This is a genomic window from Thalassovita sp. ABM4_323, from assembly GCF_056158665.1.
The window spans coordinates 50494-69417 of record NZ_JBSWTS010000006.1; the positions used below are offsets into that span (position 1 = coordinate 50494).

20 protein-coding genes are annotated in these 18924 nt (G+C 59.2%); 15 read left to right on the forward strand and 5 right to left on the reverse strand.

The genetic code is table 11. The features are described from left to right. Positions 1-66: 66 nt before the first annotated feature. The 3 genes from ACXADQ_RS02090 to ACXADQ_RS02100 are packed head-to-tail and all read right to left on the reverse strand — an operon-like array spanning position 67 to position 6148. The gene (locus ACXADQ_RS02090; RefSeq protein ID WP_475314652.1) at positions 67-2250 is read right to left on the reverse strand and encodes a DEAD/DEAH box helicase; all 2184 of its coding nucleotides are present in this window, start codon (positions 2248-2250) and stop codon (positions 67-69) included. A gap of 9 nt (positions 2251-2259) precedes the next feature. Continuing rightward, positions 2260-3570 (reverse strand): ATP-binding protein, encoded by a 1311-nt coding sequence (locus ACXADQ_RS02095; RefSeq protein ID WP_293706894.1) that lies wholly within the window; start codon positions 3568-3570, stop codon positions 2260-2262. After that, entirely contained in the window at positions 3557-6148 is a 2592-nt protein-coding gene (locus ACXADQ_RS02100; protein WP_475314661.1) for a TerB N-terminal domain-containing protein, read from the reverse strand. Before ACXADQ_RS02100 ends, ACXADQ_RS02095 begins: the two co-directional genes overlap by 14 nt. A gap of 219 nt (positions 6149-6367) precedes the next feature. On the opposite strand from ACXADQ_RS02100, the gene ACXADQ_RS02105 reads away from it, so the two are divergent. Next, positions 6368-7123, forward strand: coding sequence for a beta/alpha barrel domain-containing protein (locus ACXADQ_RS02105; protein WP_293706898.1), 756 nt, complete (start codon positions 6368-6370; stop codon positions 7121-7123). A 517-nt stretch (positions 7124-7640) separates the two neighbouring features. Here ACXADQ_RS02105 and ACXADQ_RS02110 read toward each other — a convergent pair. Beyond that, a complete protein-coding gene (locus tag ACXADQ_RS02110; RefSeq protein WP_293706900.1) occupies positions 7641-7898 on the reverse strand; it encodes a helix-turn-helix domain-containing protein in 258 nt (85 codons plus the stop codon). A 124-nt stretch (positions 7899-8022) separates the two neighbouring features. Beyond that, entirely contained in the window at positions 8023-8301 is a 279-nt protein-coding gene (locus ACXADQ_RS02115) for a hypothetical protein (RefSeq protein ID WP_475314670.1), read from the reverse strand. A 184-nt stretch (positions 8302-8485) separates the two neighbouring features. On the opposite strand from ACXADQ_RS02115, the gene ACXADQ_RS02120 reads away from it, so the two are divergent. Genes ACXADQ_RS02120 through ACXADQ_RS02185 form a run of 14 tightly spaced genes read left to right on the forward strand, consistent with a single transcriptional unit; the run spans position 8486 to position 18919 of the window. Continuing rightward, positions 8486-8839, forward strand: coding sequence for a hypothetical protein (locus tag ACXADQ_RS02120; RefSeq protein WP_293706902.1), 354 nt, complete (start codon positions 8486-8488; stop codon positions 8837-8839). 43 nt (positions 8840-8882) lie between these two features. Further along, the gene (locus tag ACXADQ_RS02125; protein WP_293706903.1) at positions 8883-9503 is read left to right on the forward strand and encodes a lytic transglycosylase domain-containing protein; all 621 of its coding nucleotides are present in this window, start codon (positions 8883-8885) and stop codon (positions 9501-9503) included. Next, entirely contained in the window at positions 9500-9793 is a 294-nt protein-coding gene (locus ACXADQ_RS02130) for a TrbC/VirB2 family protein (protein WP_293706904.1), read from the forward strand. The genes ACXADQ_RS02125 and ACXADQ_RS02130 overlap by 4 nt, the downstream gene beginning before the upstream one ends. A 12-nt stretch (positions 9794-9805) precedes the next feature. Next, on the forward strand, positions 9806-10084 hold the full coding sequence (locus tag ACXADQ_RS02135) for a VirB3 family type IV secretion system protein (RefSeq protein WP_293706905.1): 279 nt from the start codon (positions 9806-9808) through the stop codon (positions 10082-10084). Further along, the gene (locus ACXADQ_RS02140; protein WP_293706906.1) at positions 10074-12449 is read left to right on the forward strand and encodes a VirB4 family type IV secretion/conjugal transfer ATPase; all 2376 of its coding nucleotides are present in this window, start codon (positions 10074-10076) and stop codon (positions 12447-12449) included. The genes ACXADQ_RS02135 and ACXADQ_RS02140 overlap by 11 nt, the downstream gene beginning before the upstream one ends. Further along, positions 12446-12613, forward strand: coding sequence for a hypothetical protein (locus tag ACXADQ_RS02145; RefSeq protein ID WP_293706907.1), 168 nt, complete (start codon positions 12446-12448; stop codon positions 12611-12613). The genes ACXADQ_RS02140 and ACXADQ_RS02145 overlap by 4 nt, the downstream gene beginning before the upstream one ends. Continuing rightward, the gene (locus tag ACXADQ_RS02150; RefSeq protein WP_293706908.1) at positions 12597-13757 is read left to right on the forward strand and encodes a lytic transglycosylase domain-containing protein; all 1161 of its coding nucleotides are present in this window, start codon (positions 12597-12599) and stop codon (positions 13755-13757) included. Before ACXADQ_RS02145 ends, ACXADQ_RS02150 begins: the two co-directional genes overlap by 17 nt. Then, positions 13757-14584, forward strand: a complete 828-nt coding sequence (locus tag ACXADQ_RS02155) for a type IV secretion system protein (protein WP_071974212.1) — start codon at positions 13757-13759, stop codon at positions 14582-14584. The genes ACXADQ_RS02150 and ACXADQ_RS02155 overlap by 1 nt, the downstream gene beginning before the upstream one ends. Positions 14585-14601: 17 nt before the next feature. After that, the gene (locus ACXADQ_RS02160; protein WP_071974211.1) at positions 14602-15264 is read left to right on the forward strand and encodes a VirB8 family type IV secretion system protein; all 663 of its coding nucleotides are present in this window, start codon (positions 14602-14604) and stop codon (positions 15262-15264) included. Next, on the forward strand, positions 15261-15962 hold the full coding sequence (locus ACXADQ_RS02165) for a TrbG/VirB9 family P-type conjugative transfer protein (protein WP_071974210.1): 702 nt from the start codon (positions 15261-15263) through the stop codon (positions 15960-15962). Before ACXADQ_RS02160 ends, ACXADQ_RS02165 begins: the two co-directional genes overlap by 4 nt. Beyond that, complete coding sequence (locus ACXADQ_RS02170; RefSeq protein ID WP_071974209.1) at positions 15959-17350, forward strand: TraB/TrbI/VirB10 family type IV secretion system protein; 1392 nt, start codon at positions 15959-15961, stop codon at positions 17348-17350. The genes ACXADQ_RS02165 and ACXADQ_RS02170 overlap by 4 nt, the downstream gene beginning before the upstream one ends. 3 nt (positions 17351-17353) lie before the next feature. Beyond that, positions 17354-18352, forward strand: a complete 999-nt coding sequence (locus tag ACXADQ_RS02175) for an ATPase, T2SS/T4P/T4SS family (RefSeq protein WP_071974208.1) — start codon at positions 17354-17356, stop codon at positions 18350-18352. Beyond that, positions 18339-18518 carry a hypothetical protein gene (locus ACXADQ_RS02180; protein WP_071974207.1) on the forward strand — a complete coding sequence of 60 codons (180 nt, stop codon included), beginning with the start codon at positions 18339-18341 and terminating at the stop codon, positions 18516-18518. Before ACXADQ_RS02175 ends, ACXADQ_RS02180 begins: the two co-directional genes overlap by 14 nt. Further along, positions 18515-18919, forward strand: coding sequence for a hypothetical protein (locus ACXADQ_RS02185; protein ID WP_071974206.1), 405 nt, complete (start codon positions 18515-18517; stop codon positions 18917-18919). The genes ACXADQ_RS02180 and ACXADQ_RS02185 overlap by 4 nt, the downstream gene beginning before the upstream one ends. Positions 18920-18924 lie beyond the last annotated feature (5 nt).

Sequence of the window (18924 nt, forward strand, 5' to 3'; positions counted from 1 at the left end):
CTGGCGAAGATTTTGCGATGCCGAAAAAACGCAAAAAGCCTGATACGAAAGCCATTTGCGGCTCCTTCAGATAGTTGCTTTCTGCGCTCGCAAATCTGAACAAAGGCTTTGCAAGCAGGAGCGGTCTACCCGCGCGGAAAGTGCATCCAATTTCAATAGATCAGGAGTGAGGTAGGAGTGATACTTCTCAAAAATCAGGTTCGGCGAATGGGCGAACAAATCAGGGGTCGCTGCGTTGGCCATTTCTGATAGCACCTGATCCAGAGTTTGCTCTGCTTCACCGGATTCAACCAGCAGAAACCCATCGTGCTGAGTTATCTGAAAGCCCTCGGCACCTAACGCCATTGCCAAAGTAGTGGTTTTCACTGTGCCGCAGCGTGTTGCTAGAATCCAAGCTCCGTCACCCATTTCGACAACAGGCGTTTCAGCAAATCTCCACCGCTCAAAGTTGGCCCGTGCCTCGCTAAGCAGGCGAAGGGATATCTTGTCCATGTAGCTTGGCTCAACCTCTCCCTCCAGAACGTCAAACATCTTTTCGATGACGCGATCATGGATCATGCCAGGGTCGCCGCCGAATAGTGGCGGAACCCCTGCCTTTGCGGGCTTCACAAGGATGACTTTCTCCAGATCATGAATTTCCTGCACGACCCACCTGCGCCCCGAGAAGATCAGAAGCATTCCAGGTGTCAGAATATTGTCGATCGGCAATGTGCCCAGTTCCTTGCCATCGGCAACAAGGCGGAATTCCTCGGGCGTCTTGAATACTGCATAGAAGCTATAGTGCTCGACAATTCGCTCGCCTGCCGCACCGAGCAACAGCAAGCCGTCAGAGGATTGTTCTATCAATTCAGCCTCAGGTCGCCCCATTGCCCGGAGAACGTCCAGAAACAACCCGGTGTCCACCCGCCGGAACGGTCCTTCCTGACAAAGGACGCGATACAGCCTGTTTGCCTGCGCACCGCCTCTCTCAGCAATTACCGACAGGATCTGATGCACCAACGTGGAAAGATGGAGGGCCTCAGGTCTTGGTGGCTCACACCAGCCCTCCAGCAATAGCTCGATCATGGCAATCGCGCGGATCAGTCCGAGGCGGAGTTGATCGACAAAGCTGCTTTCGCTATCCAATCTGGCCTCAACCGAATATTGGCGCAGGATTGCAGGCTGCCCTTCGCGGCGCCCGGAACGTCCCAGCCGTTGACGCAGGGCTGCCACGCTGAACGGAGCACCTACCTGGGCCACACAGGCCACGTCACCAATGTCGATGCCCAGTTCCAACGTCGAGGTGCAAACGGCGGTTGTTGGAAGGTTCGCATCTTTCAGGCGTTTCTCGACAAAGTCCCGATGTTCCCGTGCGAGACTTGCGTGATGCGGGTAGAACTCCTGCGGCAAATGAGCCTTTTCACAGAGGTTGCGCAACCGGTCGGCATAGATTTCGACCCATTGTCGCGCTCCGGCAAACACCAAGTTGTCACTACCGCGTAAGTGCTTGAACAAGTGCTCGGACACCGCATCCGTGGCAGATGGCGCGTCTTCATCCTCACCGCCGGACACATAACCGCGCAGCTGCAGGAGCAGCTCGGCCTCTCCACCTTTGGCCTCGATCAGCTGCACAGCCTCTGCATTATCAGGTCGCAAATACGCGCTCGCCATATTCATGTCACCGAGCGTAGCCGACAGCCCGACACGCCGGATCGGACGCTTCACGGCTATCTCCAGTCGTGTCAACAAAGAGCGCATCTGAACACCGCGCTCGCTGTCCAGAACGCTGTGCAACTCGTCGATCACAACCGCCCGCGTGGCTCCAAACAGGCGCGGGATTTCCAACCCCCGGCGCACGAACAGCGCTTCCAGGGATTCAGGCGTGATCAGCAGGATGCCCCTGGGGGCCTTTAGGGCTCGCGCCTTCACGCTGCCCGACACGTCCCCATGCCAGGGGTAGACAGGCAAACCGGCCTCTCGGCAGATGTCTTCGAGCCGCATCGCCTGATCGGTGATCAGCGCCTTCAGCGGCCCGATATAAACCAGATCGAACCCGTCGCGCTCCGACGGAGCGTCCAGAACCTGCGAGATCAGGGGCAAGAAGGCAGCCTCGGTTTTGCCGCCCGCGGTCGAGGCTGAAACGATCAGGTCGGCATTGCCATCCATGACCACATGAACCAAATCCGCCTGTATCTGGCGCAGTTCCCGCCAGCCTTTGGAGCGCACCCATTTTTGAACCGGACGTGCCAGCTTGTCGAAGGCAGAACTCATTGCACCAGATCAGAGCTTGAAACTGACCAGATCGTCGTCGCCCTCGGCTGGCTGTGACCCGGTTGCCTCGTCAATATCACTCATATCATCGCCCTGATCGTTAGCCACGTCCAGATCATCGATCAGGTCCGACCATTCCACACCGGGGTTTTGCTCAAGCACCGCAAGCAGGTTGACGAAAGCTGTCACAGTGTTGCGCGGGGTACGGAAATACGCTTCGCCTATCCGCTCGGAACAATGGGTCATGAAGGCTTCCAGCGCGGTATCGGGCAAGGCTGTGTCTTCGCCCTGCATCACCCGGCGCACATTGGCCAGCAGAACGAACAGATCTTCGGGGGTCAGGCTGGCCAGACGGATTACAGGGCCGGAAAGATCCACAAGTCCCTCGCGGGCAAAGGTGTTTTCCGCTAATCGCGATTGCAGAGCCTCATAGCTGTAAAGTCCCCGGCGCGTGTTCATCAGAAACTCGGGCGTTCCGCCCATCAGGAAGCCCAGATTCTCAGCGCTGCCTTGCAGAACATCGTTCAAGATGCGCAGGATTTGCTCGTAATTGGCATTGCGGGCCTGCGATGAGGTGAGCTTGTAGAGGTTCACCATCTCATCCATGCCCACGAGCAGCCCTTTGTATCCGGCCTCGACCACAAAGGCGGACATCAACTTGAGATGGTCATAAACGCTGGCGTCATTGATGATCGTGCGCACCCCAAGCGCCTTGCGGGCGTCGGTGCGGGTGGCGAACTCACCGCGCAACCAGCGTAGGGCCGAGGACTTCAACTCCTCGTCCCCGTTTTCATGCCCCTCCCAATAGCGGCGGATAACCTCCGCAAACTCGAACCCGCCGGTCAGTTCCTCAAAATGGGCCAGCTTCTCACGGATCACATTGCCAGTGGGCAGATCGCGAGCCTCAGCCTCTCGATGGGCGGTTGATACAAATCGCTCCACAACACTGGCCAACGCCCCGCCATCAGGCTTGGTCCGGGTCGATAGGTTCCGCGCCATTTCAGCGTAAAGCCCTCGCGCCTGCCCGCCGGTCGCGTGAATGCGACGATCCGGGGCTAGGTCGGCGAACATCACCACCAGCCCTTTTTCCAGCGCAACAAGGCGGATCAGGTTCATAAAGAATGTCTTGCCCGAGCCATACTCACCGATGATGAAGCGGATCGCAGACCCACCATCCGCAAGGCGATCCATGTCCTTGACCAGTTCCTCGATCTCGCGCACCCGTCCGACCTGAATATGCCGCAGCCCCAGCTTGGGCACGACACCCGCCCGCAGGGCCTGAACAATTGCATCGCGTTCACGGGGTTTAAGCCTCGACATGGGGCATCTCCTCTTCAAATTTCTTTTTCAACTGCGCGGCCAGGTCGGGCGAAACGTCGTAACCATCATATTCATCCAGCAGCGCCTCATCATAGGTGTCATAGGCCCATTCATTGATGTCTTCGATGGCACCCGAAGCAAGAAGCCCTGCAGCGCGGCATAACTCCTCGAACGCTTCTTCCGTCCAATGATCCTGAGCGATCAGGGCTTTTACCAGATGCGAGTGCTTGGCGTCCAAACCACCAAGAATCGTTTCATCCGGCTCAGCGTCCTCGGGCACCTCCGGCGTATCATCGAAAATTTCCCCCAATACCGAAGAGACCCGCGCGGTGTCGGATTGGATGGCCGCGATCCGAGCGGCATCCAGCTTTGGCAGCCCGGAAGAGGCTTCATCAGGAATGGTCTCTCCCGAAGCACCGGGTTCAGCGGCGCGAACTCGCACCGGGCCGTCACTGACATCCCCGGCATGAAGGTCAGAATAGACCAAGGCCGGGTCCAGCCCCAACGCCTTGTAGATCTTCTCGATGCCAGCTACCTCCTCGGATTGGATCATGCCATCCGCATGGGCTGCCGCAACCAATGCCGACCTGATCGACGCCATGGCCTCTGGCCCAGTGTCCTTGAGCTTGCGCCGGAGCAAAGCCACGTCCGGCGCAACTGCCAGCATCCATTCCACATTCGCAGCAAGGCGGCGGTATTCCTGCCCACTCAACCCATCTACGTCCGTGGCCTTGGCCAACAACGACTTCCTTTCACTTTCTGTAATCTGCCCATCTGCATGTGCCACAAACGATCCCAACGCAGCCTCGACCAACGCGGCGCGGTAGTCATCAGACACGTTTTCCAGCTGCCCGACAAATTCACCCAACTCAAACAACACCACAGGTTCATCCAGCTTGGGTGAGCGCAGAGCGAACCGAGGGTCCGGGGCAAAGCCATAGCCGATCCGTGCCAACGCATCCGCTGCGCCGGTGAGGATACGCTTGCTCAATTTCTCTGGCCGCGTTCCTTCAAGGCGTTCAACAACGTCGAGAACAGGGATTAAACCACCACAACCAACACGATCCGCAGCCCAAGTCTTGAGTCTTTCCAATTCTTCGCTGGGAAACAGCTCCCACAATTCCTGAGGCAAAAGGGCTTGTGCCTCTACGCTACCCCGTCCATCGGGGTTCCGCCCGAGATAACGGCTGAGCTTGTCGAGATCGTCCATGACCTCATCTGCGATTTCCTGTGCGATCTCGACGGGTTTTCTAAGTCCAGAAATATCTGGTACCTTGGCTCCATCCAACGTGGGTTCAATTTGCGCCTGAAATTCACTTGATGCGGATTGATAGGTGGATTTAAGCGATTTACGCGGCTTGTTCACCTTGAGCCCCTCAGGAAACCGCTCTTCAAACCGCAGCCTGAATAGAGCGTGGAACTCTTCTACACAACGTGTCGCAGGTGTGCGCAATCGGCGCTCAGGATGGCACAATAGCCAACTGAGAGCCCAATCTGCCGAAAGGAGTTCTCCGCGCCCCACGCGGCTCCCGATTGCGACTTTCAACGACAGGGGCAGTTCCCAGCCTCGGTAGTCGAAAACCGGCTCCAAATCGCTATCGTCGTTCACTAGTGATAATTGCGCTAGCTGAATGAATTCCCCCAAATACCGCTGCACCGAGCCGTTATCCGGATAGAGACTTTTCAAACGCCGGACTTCCTGCAAGATTTCCCGCTTTTCAGCATCTAAGGGTTGGTCCAAAACGAAACGGCGCTCCAATCCATAGAAATAGAGGAACATGTAGCCCGGATCATATGATGGATCGGAACGTCCACCTGCCAGCCAATCCAAATAGGTTGCCCGGCACTGCGATGGGATTTCCGAGTAGCCAGGCCAATAGGGCATGTAGTTCCCCACCTTGTCGGTGCCTTCACGGGCGACAGACAGGGAGGGGTCAATGTAGGCCCGGCACTTGTCCCGATAACCATAGTCGTTCAAGCGCGGCGGCGTGCCGACATAAATCATTCCGCCAATCTCTCGCCCGCCGATACTGACAGATTCAGATGACGGAACCCATCCGGCGCGTCGGGTGGCTTTGCGGGTGGCGCTTCTCGCGCGTTCCTTCCTGTCAGCGACTTGAGAGAGATCCGCTGACGACGCTCTACCTGCCTTTACAATGGCGGCATAGTCCTGCTTGGGCGGCTGATATTTTGGCTTATTTTCATCCACTGGTGTGTGCAGGCTACGAGAGGAATCCGAAAGGATGGCGTCGCGATTGCGTTCCATCAATGCCTGTTCTCGCCTCTTGGCTCGCTCGTTTTGGTCTCGTCGATCACGCCGTTCCGCCTTGGTTTGTGGTTTGGGTGATCTTCGTGCCAGTTCGGCATCCGCTCGAGGAATGTCGTCTTTTGATTGTGACTGCCGATTTGCTCGCCTTTTCTCGCCCCACCAAACCATCGCAATTGGCGTCCCGAACGAAAACAGCATCTGTGCGCCATCGGGCCAGTTTTGAAAAATGGTCGTCACAGCAATCATGCAGAGGACGAAATACAAAATGAGAAAGAAAACTATCCTGAATACTTTTATGATCATCGACATCTTAAACGAACCTTTTCGATCACCCTAAGTCGCAGGAGATCGTTTGCAACAGCTATCGCTTAAGTTGCTGAGTGTTTCCTCGGAAAGCACCACTACATATGCTCAGCTTGGCGCGAGGTCATTTACTTAACATAATAAATCTTACGCGCCGATATACTTTCAGTTGCGATAGTATATTTTCGCATGTATGTTTGGAGTCGCCTTCCGAGGAGCCAAAGCATGCATCTCCCTTTCAAAACCCTCGTTTTCCCGTTGGCGGCGACCCTGGCGCTTGTCGCCGTGTCGCTTCCCACCCGCGCCAAGGCACAGACCTACCCGATTGATTGCGCGATCCTGCTTTGCTTGTCCGGCGGTTGGCCCGCATCCGTTCCCTGTGCGCGAGCCCGCGCCGAATTCATTCGCCGGATCACGCCGTGGCCTGTGGAACCGCCATTGCAGATTTGGCGCTGCCCGATGGGCGCTTCGTATGAGATCGAGCGACACCCGCGTGACACAATTCGGTTCTTCGACGCCCTGTATCACGAAGATGCCAATCCACAGCGCCAGTCCTTCGCCGAGATCGATCATGCTTCTGTTGCTTCGCTGACAGATGCTGTCCGGCGCCACGGCGATGACGCCACCGGCCATGTGCCTCCAGATTTCGCACTACGTCTCGTTCAGGATCGTGCGGATATCGACATCAGCGGGCCGGAATTCAATTTCGTGCGGTCTATCCGCGTCTTTGACGTGCGATATGCTTGGCAGCGTGAATCTCCTCGAGATGGTGACTGCTACCGCAGTGCGGCGGTCTTCCTCGGCACCTACGGTACCCAAGGTGACTTCTCCTGGCGGAGATCTTCCACCTCTGGCCTTCCCTCGGCACATGAAGGTCTGGACCAATGGGAGGATCGTTGCCCCAGCATCTATCATCGGTCCGTCTTCGTGGACTGGCGCGACTATGAGGGCAATTATGGTTTCGAACAGGTGAATTACTGACCCACGGGAATCCAACCTCGATCTGGAAGGTCTCGTTCAATCTTGAGCAAGCTGCCTCTCGGTCTGCACACCAGCTCCAGCCAAACACGCTCACTTTTCACAGCGCGATCCCAATCAGTGCCCGCTGTCGCGACGCCCAATCCTCTTCAGGCCATCGAAGTCGATTTCGCGCTTCTCTGCATCACCTAGATCCGGCCGGATAGCAGATATTGGCTGTGGGCCGTTGACGTCCCACCGCACTGCAAGAGCACCTGTATTCCAGCGATACACCCAACCGACCACGCTCCGCTCGTCCATCCCGATCAAATTGGCGATCGCGACGCCTTCCACCTCGACTTCGTGCACTGATTACTGACTTTCTTTTCTGGGGTGAACCGAATTGCAGCGCGGAAATTCCTGTGCGCGAACTGCTTTCGCATCACGGTCTTCGTTTATTTCTGATTGGCTAAAACCTGTCACGACAGCGATTTTTGCATCGGGATTCAAGGATCCAGGCGTAGCTAATTTTTCATTGGGTTCAAATCCTGTGGTCGGGCTCGGTGGCGGCCTCCACGGTCGCAAGCAATTCGAACGCATCGAACCCGATGGCGCGGGCCAACACAATGAACTCCACAACATCGATCCGGCGCTCACCGCTTTCAATGCGTGCCACAAATGATTGGTGGTGCTTGAGCTTCGCTGCCAGGTCTTTCTGACTGAGACCTGCCTTTTTCCGGGCGTCGACCAACGCCCGGCAGAGTGCCGCTTGTCCATTGGTTCTGATTGTTTTCGCCACGCGTCACACACCTTTCGTGACGTCGCTAGCGGAAGAAATCCGTTATCTAAAAAGTGGATATTTGCGGGCGTTATCGATGTCGTCTTTTCACGAAGTGCAAGTCTGGTGTACCCTGCGCCGCCCATCAATCCCCCACCAGTTGCAGGAACCTGCCGTAGTCTTCACTGACCTCGTGCGCTTCCTCGAAGGCGCGGGCGCGTTCCACTTCCAGGCAGCGGAAGTATTCCTGGATGTCGCGAATGTAGGCCTCGAAGTCCCGCCGGATGATGTCAGCGTAGTCTCTGGCGGCTTGCGAATCGGCTGGAACAAATGGACGGGTCGGCGCGAGACAGGAGCCTGCAAGACTTACACCCGGAAAGAGAATGAGTATGGCCCAAGCCTGCAATGAGAGCAGGTTTCTCAACCGGAGGTTTCTGAAACCCCTATTTTCCTTGATAGACGCCAATGGCCGTGCCTAGAGTTTGAGTAACCGAGATACAGCCGTATCTGTCGCAATATATCTTGCGGTCACTAATATACTATCGTAACTCTGAGCTTCAAGTAGGAATGCCCGGATGTTGCGCCTTTGAGAAAGCGTGAGCCGGGCCATGAACTGGGACATCGAAGCACCAAATGTGGTTACGGAAGCACGTTTCCGCGAACTCGTGGAAAGTGGCTATAGCGCTGAAATCCTGTGCCAGGCGTCTGCGCACAAGAAGGGCCCGAGCTATTACGGGCTCTGGGTCATGCGCGTCGTCTCCGACGAAGGCGTGGAAAAGCTCCTGGTCACCGCGCGTACACGGACCACGTATAACGACATCAAGATCCGCGAGTTCAAGACGATCACTGGCGTGGTGTCCTTCCTCATCGGCATCGGCTTCTCCCATGCCGACGTGCCTCTCGAAGAAGGCCAGAAGACCTCGCACAAGCTTGTCTCGCAGGACAAAGGCAGCAGCGGCTAGCTTTCTCCTTTCCTGGCTTCTGGCCGCGCCTGCACCCGCACAGATGGTGCTGGTCATGGAGAGCGACGGATCGCTCCGGCCCTCGCAATCCCAGCACCGGTTTTCGCGCAACTACAATGACGGGATCGGCCAGGGCTCGGCCGCTGACGGTCTGCGTATCTTCGGTGACACTGAACCCACCGAACAGGGTGGCGCGGTCCGGGTCGCCGCTGTTGCACCCATGGCTCCGGTTGCACGCCCGGACATACTCGCTGCCATCCAGGAGACAGGCCTGCGCTATGCAAGCCATGGCGGCCTTCGCGTTGCAGACATCTCGGTCACCGACTGGCTGAACCTCTATCGCGCCAATATCGAGATCGAGAGCGCCTACAATCCGCGCGCCATCTCCCATGCCGGGGCGATTGGCCTTGGACAACTGATGCCCGCGACAGCGAAGACGCTTGGTGTTGACCCGAATGACTGGCGTCAAAACCTCGATGGATCGGCCCGCTACCTCGCGATGATGCTGAAAGAGTTCGGTGATCCGCGCCTGGCGCTGGCCGCCTACAATGCCGGTCCCGACGCGGTGCGGCAATACAAGGGCATTCCCCCTTACCGAGAAACCCAAAACCATGTGGCCCGCGTCCTTGCCGTCGTGGCCCGTCTGGAAGGAAAGAACTTATGAAGAACTACACCTCTCTATTCATAGCCGCATTGGCGGTTTGCCTCATCGCCGCGGAACCGGCTTTGGCCCAAAGCATCGATCTTTCCCCGATCCAGAGCCTGCTGCAGGGGATCGTCGACGCGCTCACCGGCCCGCTCGGTATCGTCATCGCCACCCTTGCCGTCATCGGTGTCTTCCTCAGCTGGTTCTTCAACATCATCGACCTGCGCCAGGCGCTCTGGGTTCTGGTCGGCATCGCAGGTGTTGCGGCCGCACCGACAATCGTTGCTGCCGTTTGGGGCGGGGCCTGAGGGCTTGGATTGATGGCCAAGCGATCCCCTCTCTTCCTGGGCCTTGTGCGCCCGCCGAAGCTTCTTGGGCTACCGATCATGTATGCCATGGTCTGGCTTTTCGGCACGGTGCTCCTGTTCGTCTGGACGCAGCAAATCGTGGTGCTCGGGATCGCTGCCATACTCTATCCCATCCTGTGGAAGGCCGCGGATTGGGATCCACGTTTCATCGACGTGATGCTGACGGCCTTGCAAGAAACCCCACCGACGCGAAACCGGGCGATCCACGGGGGCGACAGCTATGCGCCATAGTATAGCCCTGGACGACACCATCGATGACCGCACGCTGATGCCGGAGTGGTACGCGCGCGAAAAACACCTCGCGCATATGCTGCCTTACGTCAGCCTGGTCGATGACAACACGGTCCGCACACGGGTCAACGAGCTCTTCCAATGCATCCGTCTCGGCGGTGTGAACAGCTATACCAGTGACGACACCTATCTCGACAAGGTGACCGCGCTCTTTGCCCGAATCATCGCCCAGCTGGGGCCTGAGTTCAGCTATTATGTGCACAAGGTCTCGAAGTCGATCGCCCCGGATTTGCTCCCTGTCCGGGGTGAGAGCTTCGCGGCGGCGGTGGATGAGGCCTGGCAGGCAAAACTGGGGACTGCCGGCCTCCGGGACAAGACCCTGACGCTGACCGTCATCCACCGCCCGCCGCCCAAGAGCTTTCTCGGGTTCGTGAACCGTTCTGCACCGGAACGGTTCAAGGAAGAGACAGCGAAGCGCATCAGACGCCTCAAGGAAGCGGTCGGCGTCTTCACCTCGGGCCTCGCCGAGCTCAAACCCCGCATCCTTTCTGCAGCCTCCGGCGAACTCGTGGGCTTCCTCGGCGCGCTAAACACCGGTCGCGAACTGCCGCTCTACCCGGCCAACCGGTTTGGGTTTCTTGCCTACAATGTCGCCAACACCCGCGTGACCTTCTTTGAGGATCATTTCGAACTCTCGGACGGCGTCGCGGGCCATCGCTACGGTAAAAGCTTCACCATCGGAGAATATGCCGAGGCCACCACCTGCACCATGTTCGACATGCTGAACCTGCCGGTCGACATGATCGTCACCCACTCCTTCACCCCGATCAATTCGAACCTGATGGCGGGGCGGATCAAGCGACAGAAACGCCAGATGCAGGCCTCCCAGGATGCCGCCCTCTCACTCCTCGAGGCGCTCGATATCGAGCATGACGATCTCGAAGCCAAGCGCCAAAGCTTTGGCGAGCACCACATGGTGATCACCGTGTTCTGCGACAGCCTCGACGAGCTGCAAACCCTCGGCGCCGAAATCGTCAACGCCGCTGCCGCCGAGGGCGTGAAGATGATCGGCGAGCGGATGGCGGCCAAGTCGCATTATTTCAGCCAGCATCCCGGCAACCAGCCGAAGCGTGTTCGCGCTAGTGCTGTCACCAACCGCAATTTCGCGGATTTTGCGGCGCTGCATCGCACCCAGCTCGGCAAGGAAAAACACCAGCTGCCCTGGGGCCAGGAGATCACACTCTTTCCGACCCCGGAACAAAGCGCCTACCGCTTCTCCTATCACGAACAGGGATCGCCCGACAAAGAACCCACCGGCGGGCACACCCTCATTCTCGGTCGACCCGGCTCCGGCAAGTCCGTCCTTTCGGCCTTCCTGATGACCCAAGCCCGCCGCATCGGCGCCCGCATCTTTGTCTTCGACTACCGGCTCGGCATGGAAATGGCGGTACGCGCCAATGGTGGGCGCTATGCCTCAATCAAAGCGGGCCAGGCGACCGGCCTCAACCCCCTCTGGACCGAGATCGACGACCGGGGTGCCGCCTGGCTTTCCGATTGGCTAGCCTCGCTTCTTTACCGTTCAGACAAACCCCTTACGCCCGCCCAGACAAATCGCATTCAGGAGGTGGTTCGTCAAAACGCCACCGCAACCGACCCTGCCCTGCGGAACTGGAAGGATTTTGCGTCGCTCTTTGTCTCCACCGACGACAATGGCGATCTGCACCAGCGGCTGCTCGAGTGGACCGAGGATGGCCGCTACGGCTGGATCTTCGGCCAAAGCCTCGAAGACACCTTCTCGCTCGAAGGCGATGTCGTTGGCTTCGATCTCACCGGCATTCTTGACAGCGAAAGCGAGAAGGAACGCATGGCGGTGCTCTCTTATCTCTTCCGCCGCATCGAACGTGAGATCGAAGACCGCCGGCCCACGATCATCGTGATCGACGAGGCCTGGAAGGCGCTCGACAATGAATACTTCGCCGAGCGGCTGTCGAACTGGCTGGTGACCGCGCGGAAGCAAAACACGGTCGCGGTGATGATGACGCAATATGCCAGCCAACTCGAACGCACGCGCACCGGCAAGACCATTATCGAAGCGGTGCCGACGCAGATCCTGCTCCCGAACATCCGGGCGCATGCCTCCGACTACGCGATGCTGAACCTTTTCGAGAAGGAACTCGACGTCTTGCTCAACACCGGCAGCGCCAGCCGCCTGGCGCTTATTCGCGACGATAGCGGCTCCGTGGTTGTTGACGCCGATCTTTCTGCCCTTGGTCCTTACCTCACCATCCTTGGCGGCATGGAAAAAGGCGAGGCGCTTGTGGGCGCGGACTATCGCGACCGAACCGACTTTTGGAGACAATCATGATCCGCTTTCTCATCTTCCTGGCCGTATTCGGCGCGTTGGCATCCTGCGCGCAATACCAGGAACCCGAAGCCAACTGTTTCGCGTTCCGCGCCTCAGCCACACCAGGCGAACCGGACTGCATCTTCACGCCGCTTGGTGCACCGGAGGATGGCGTTGAAGTTTAAGCTCTCCCTTGTCCTGCTCATTTCCCTGCTGCCCGCTGCCGCCCTTGCCCAGGGTGTCCCGGTCAATGACAGCGGGCTGACCGCGCGTGATATCGTCGAAACCGGCGATCGTGAGGCCGATCTCGCCGTTCAGCGCGAGAAGCTGACGGTGGAAGAGCAGCTGACTGAGATCGAGCAGGAGCAACTGGCCGTCCTGCGACGTATCCTCGAGGCGCAGACCAGCTTCGGCGGCATAGGCGTGTCCGGCATGGTCTCAAATCTGGAAGGTGGCAGCGGAAACGCGGATCGCTCGGTCCTCGCCGTCTATGGCTCGGGTGATGTCGATCCCAACCCCGGCGGCGCGCAGATGTTCGGGGATGCGGCGGCAAACATTGAGCAGCTGATCATCCGGGTCGCCCGGGAAACACATGGGCGGCCCGGGGTCGGCCGTGCGGGCCTTTCCGTCGTGCAATGGCGCGCCCTGTTGCAGGCGCTCATCTGGCAGGAGAGCCGCTTCTCCATCGGCGCCCGCTCGCATGTCGGTGCCTACGGCCTCACCCAGATCATGCCGGGCACGGCCAGCGATCTCGGCATCAACCCAGGCTATTATGACAGCCCCTATCTTCAGGTCGAAGGCGGAGCGCGCTATCTCGCGGCACAGCTCAACACCTTTGATGGCAACATCATCAACGCGCTTGCGGCCTATAACGCCGGCCCGGGTCGCGTGATCGAATACGGTGGTGTGCCGCCCTTCAAGGAAACCCGGCACTACGTCACGGTCATCCCGGAGCGCTACAACCTCTACCTGGCGCGGATCGGCGGGATCGAAGCGCTTGGTACGATCGACCCTGCCCTCCTGGCCAATGCCAATCTCTCGCTCACCGGCCATGGCGCCGCCTTCTATGGCAACAACGCGCCCGCCGCGATCCAGCAAGCCGCGCTGCGCATCCAGGACATCGTCACCCGCGTCGGCAGCACGTCGGATGTTCAGGAGAGCATGGCGCTCAACACCTATGCCCGCTCAGAGCTGGTCCGTCTGATAGCTGCGCGCATTCGACTGAAGGCAGCGCGCACACAGCCCCTCACCGCGGCCCAGCTCGCCCAAGCCGCCGCCCACATGGCCGAGGGCAATTACATGGAATTCACATTGGAGGATTTGGATTGATGTTTTGGTCACGTCGTTTCCCGCAGTTTCTGCGCAGTGCGTCACTTGTCAGCACCATCGCGATTGGCAGCTGTTTCTTCACCAGCACTCCGGGCCAGGCCCAGGGTGTGCCGGTCGTCGACACCCAGAACATCACCCAGAATATCCAGCAGCTTCGGCAGATGATCGAAGATGAAATCCTGCAGAACGAGCAGCTCACGCAACTTCGCGAACAGCTGGCCACACTCAGGGATCAACTCGCGGAGCTGCAACGCACCTATGAGGCGCTGACACGCCTCGCCGAGCTACCCGAGATTATCCGAACTCAGATGGAAGAGGAGCTGAACGGTCTCCTTGATCGGGAGTTCGGGGACATCATCGCAACCATCGAAGCAATCAAGACCGGCGACTTCTCCAGGCTCACAGGCTCCGGGGCCAGCAAGATCGAAACCCAGATGGACCGGGTGCTGGCCGATCTCGGCTTCGATGATGATACGCTCCGCGAGATGGCCACCAGCGGCAATGCAAGCGCCAACCGTATCGCGACGCAGGCGACCACCGGCGCCCTGGTCTCGGCCGCGGCCCAGAACAGCTACGACGATGCCGGGCAATCACTCGAGCGCGTTGATCGGCTCGTGGGCCTCATCGACGACATGGATGAGCTCAAGGAAAGCGTCGATCTCAACACCCGCGTCACGGCAGAGCTGGCCATCGCGCTTGTGGCCATGTGGCAGCTTGAAGCGGTGCAGACGGTGGGCGATGGCACCGGCGGTGTGATCGACGCCGCCACCATCGCCGAGGAGCAGCGCTTCATGGAGTTCACCCTCCCCACCCTACGTGCGGACTAATTCGAAACGTCAAAAGGATGACGAGTTTGGACGAAGAAACGGCCATCATCGAAGAAGAACTGGTCTACGGCGCCCTGCGCCGGGAACGGCTCTGGCAACGCCTCGGACTCCTGGGGCTGATCTTCGGCATCCTTGGCTGCCTCGGTGCTGCCGCGGTTGCGATCCTCGATGTGGATCCGCCACCCGTCGTCGTGCCCTACGATCCCAACACCGGCTTTGCTCTGCCCGAGGCCTCAGTTGGCGCCACCACCGTCACGGAAAACCAGGCCATCATCGAGGCGGAGGTCTTCCGCTATGTGACCGATCGTGAGGTCTATAACCAGCTCGACAATGATGTGCGCATCAGAAGCGTGCTGCGACGCTCGGACGGAGCCGCGCAGGCCTCTTTGCGCCAAATCTGGAACTCGGCGAACGCGCAATACCCGCCGACCGTCTATGGACCGAACGCAAGGCTTGAGGTCGAGATCCTCAGCATCAATCGGATCGGCAACAACCGGGCGAGCGTTCGGTTGCGCAAACGCCTGACCTCCATCAATGGCGTTCAGGCTGGGCTGTTCACGGCGACGATGCTCTTCGAGTTCCGCCCCGAGACCCGCCGCACCATCGATGAGGTCTGGACCAACCCCTTTGGATTTACCGTCATCGAGTATTCGATCCGCTCGGACAGATTGGAGAACTGAATTTGCGCCCCTTGAGTTTCATTCTAGTACTGGCGGTTCTTGTCCCCACTCTTGCCTTAGCCGAAGCTATTCCGCGCGGCGGCCCAAAGGACCGGCGCGTGCGGATCGCAACCTACCAGGAGGGACAGGTCTACCGGCTCAGCGTTTCGTTGACCCATGTCACCACCATCGAGTTTGGCGAGGGTGAAAGCATCCGGTCGATCATCGCTGGCGATACGGAAGGCTTCGAGATCGACGGCGTGCCGGGCGGGCGGGCCTTCGCCATCAAGCCGCTGGCCCGCGGTGTGCACACCAACGTCACGGTCTACACCAATCGCCGCAGCTACTATTTCAACGTGAATGAGGCCTCGAGCCCGACCTTCTACGTGGTCCAGTTCCGCTACCCTCAGGACAACCGCCGGGCGGCGGGTGCGATCGCACGTGCGGCGCCGAACTACAATTACGGCGCCAGTGCGCGTTCCGAGTTCACCCCGACGCGGATCTGGGATGACGGGACCTTCACCTATTTTGCCTTCCCGCGAAACGCACCGGTGCCCGGCATCTTCCGCTATGCGAACGGCCGTGAGCGCACGGTGAACACCGCCGTCGTGGAAGATGGCGCCATCCGAGTCTCCGGCGTGAGCCGCCAATGGGTGCTGCGGCTCGGCGAGGAAGTGGTTTGCATCGAAGCGACGACACCCTCGGGAGCGGGCTCATGAGCGACAATAACGCCGATCTTGAACAGCGCCTCGCCGCCTTGGAACAGGGCAACCCACGTCATGGGCCCGTTCAGAGGCGTCGATCGCCACTGCTCGCACTCCTCATTGTTGGATTGATCCTCGCCGGTGGTGCGCTGCTCTACCTCGTGTCAACGCCCGAGGAAGAGATCGCCCTGCCAACGGCGACGCCAGACGAGTTCCAATCCGAAGGGGATGGCTTTGGCGAGATCGAACCCTTTGTCCCACCCCCTGCCCCCGAACCGGAAATTGTCGTGGTTACGCCCGACCCGGTCGAACCCAATGCCGAGCTGCTTGCCCAGATCAAAGCCCTCCAGACCCAGATCGAGGAACTGAAGACCGCGCCGGAACCCGTGGTCGAGGAAGACACGGCTGCCGCAGATGCCATCGATGCGCTGACCGCGCAGATCGCGGCCTTGCAGGCGGCGTCAGAGGGAGCACAGGAACAATTCCGAGAGGAGCTTGCCGCCCGCGACCGGGCGATGCAGCAGTTGCGTACGGACCTGGAACTGGCTCGACTCGAGGCCAGCAAACCAACCCCTGCCCCGCTGGGCCCCTCTGAGGATGAGCTTCGTGCCCGGGAGGCGGAGCGTTTAGCCCGCGAAGAAGAAGCTCGGCGCATGGCGGAACTGCAGCGCCGCGCGGATGAGGAACGTGCCTTCCAGGAACGTCGGATTGCTTCGCCGGTTATTGCATTTGGAGGAACTGGCGGTGCCAATACCGGCGAGACGGCACTTTCCGAGCGCAGCTTTGGCGAAGTGACGGATTTCGTGCAGAATGGTGCACTGCCCAGCACCGTGACCCAGGCCGAGGTGATCGCCAACCCCTCGAACACCGTCATCCAGGGCACGATGATCCAGGCCGTGATGGAAACCGCCCTCGACAGCTCCCTGCCCGGCCAAACCCGTGCCATCATCTCCGAAGATGTCTTCAGCTTTGATGGCACGCGGCTGCTGATCCCGCGCGGCTCGCGTCTCATCGGCCGTTACCGGTCCGGCATCGAGATATCGCAGCGCCGCGTCACCATCGCCTGGGACCGAATTATCCTGCCTGACAATCAATCCATCCAGATCAGTGCTTTCGGGGGCGATGAATTGGGCCGGTCCGGCGTGACCGGATTTGTCGACACACGCTTTGCCCAACGCTTCGGCTCGGCCGCGCTCATCTCGATCATCTCCGCAGCCCCAAGCGCTGCCGCAGCCCAGGTCGAAAATGAAACCACAGCCGAAGTGCTCGAGGACGTTGGCGATGATCTGGCTGATGCCACCGATTCCGTGATCGGCGAATACCTCTCCATCGGCCCGGTCATCCATATCGATCAGGGTGCGCGCGTCACCGTCATGGTAGATCGTGATCTGGAGATCTTCTGACCCATGACGCTCTCCTATCTCCAGGCCTCGCTCGACAAGCTGCGGGATGCCGCCCGCGATGATGTGATCGAGATTTGCATCAATCCCGACGGCACCTGCTGGGGAGAATTCCAAGGCGACCATTTCATGCGAGTGTTGGACCAACGCCTTTCCGCCACAGAAGTCAAAGACCTCGGCAACCAGATCGCGTCCTCTGCCAGCACGACCATGAGCAAGGACAAACCCATCGTCTCGGTCTCGATCACCTATCGCGACCGGCCCATCCGCGCCCAGGTGGTGACGCCACCCGCCGTGCTTTCGGGCATGTCAATCTCGCTGCGCTTCTTCTCGAGCCTGCCGCTGGATCGGATTGAACTGAAGTTCCTCTACGGCGAGGAGCGCAAGCTCGAAGAGTTGCGACAGGAGAAGAACCGCGCTCTACGGGAAGTGGTGACCGCGGAAGACATCAACGATGCGCTGAAATTCTGCGTCGACAACAAGCTCAACATGATCGTCTCCGGTGGCACCTCAACCGGCAAGACCGTCGCCGCGCGCAAGATCCTGTCCCATGTTGGCGACGAGGAGCGGATCGTTACCATCGAGGAGGCCGCCGAACTTCTGCCCTCCCAACCAAATGCGGTCACCCTGATCGCCAATCGCGATGCGGAGTTCCAGACCGCCGATGTGCTTCTGACGGCAACCCTTCGCATGCGGCCCGACCGGATCATCCTCGGCGAGGTGCGCGGCAAGGAGGCCATGACCTTCCTCGAGGCCATCAACACCGGTCACGGCGGCTCGATGACCACGCTTCATGCCGAGACGCCGCAACTCGCCGTGCAGCGCCTGGCCATTGCCGCGCTCAAGACCGAGATCCCAATGACCTACCAGGACATGGTCCAATACATCGAAAGCTCGATCGACGTGATCATTCAGGCTGGTCGCGAAGATGGCGCACGCGGCATCACCGAATTCTATCTCCCCGGGACCAACACAAGCGGAGGCACCATCAATGAAGCAGTTTGAATACGACATCCTGTTCTTCGAAGTGAGGAAACAGAAGGACTTTGGCGAGATGCGCCGCATCCTGAACGAACGAGGTGCGGAAGGCTGGGAGGTCATCACGGCTGAGGCGGGTGACTACGGCTACACGACCTTCGTGAAACGCGAGATCACCGAGACGTCGAAATGAGGAAGGTCATCACCGTTGCATGTTTGCTGGGGCTTTGTTACGCGACACCCGGAACGGCCGAGCGCAACCTGATCCCTACGCTCGACAACCAACCCGATGTTTGCTCGGAACAGCCCCTCGAGCCGGAGTGGATGCAAAACATCGAAATGCGGGAGTCCTACAAGCGTCTCCTGGTTCAGCAAATCTACCGGGCAGAAAGCATGCAACGCATTGTTGATGCGCAGAGCTGCGAATGCGCCACACGCTATCCGCCCTGGGAGGCGGTCGAAGGCGTCTTCTTCGAGCGCTACGCGGCTTCAGAGTATTGGGATGTCGTCGAGGCAACATCGGAATACCGCAAGCGGGCAAACGAACTTCGGCGTGAGGCAATGCCGATTTGTGAAGCCGAAGGCAACTGGTAACCGTT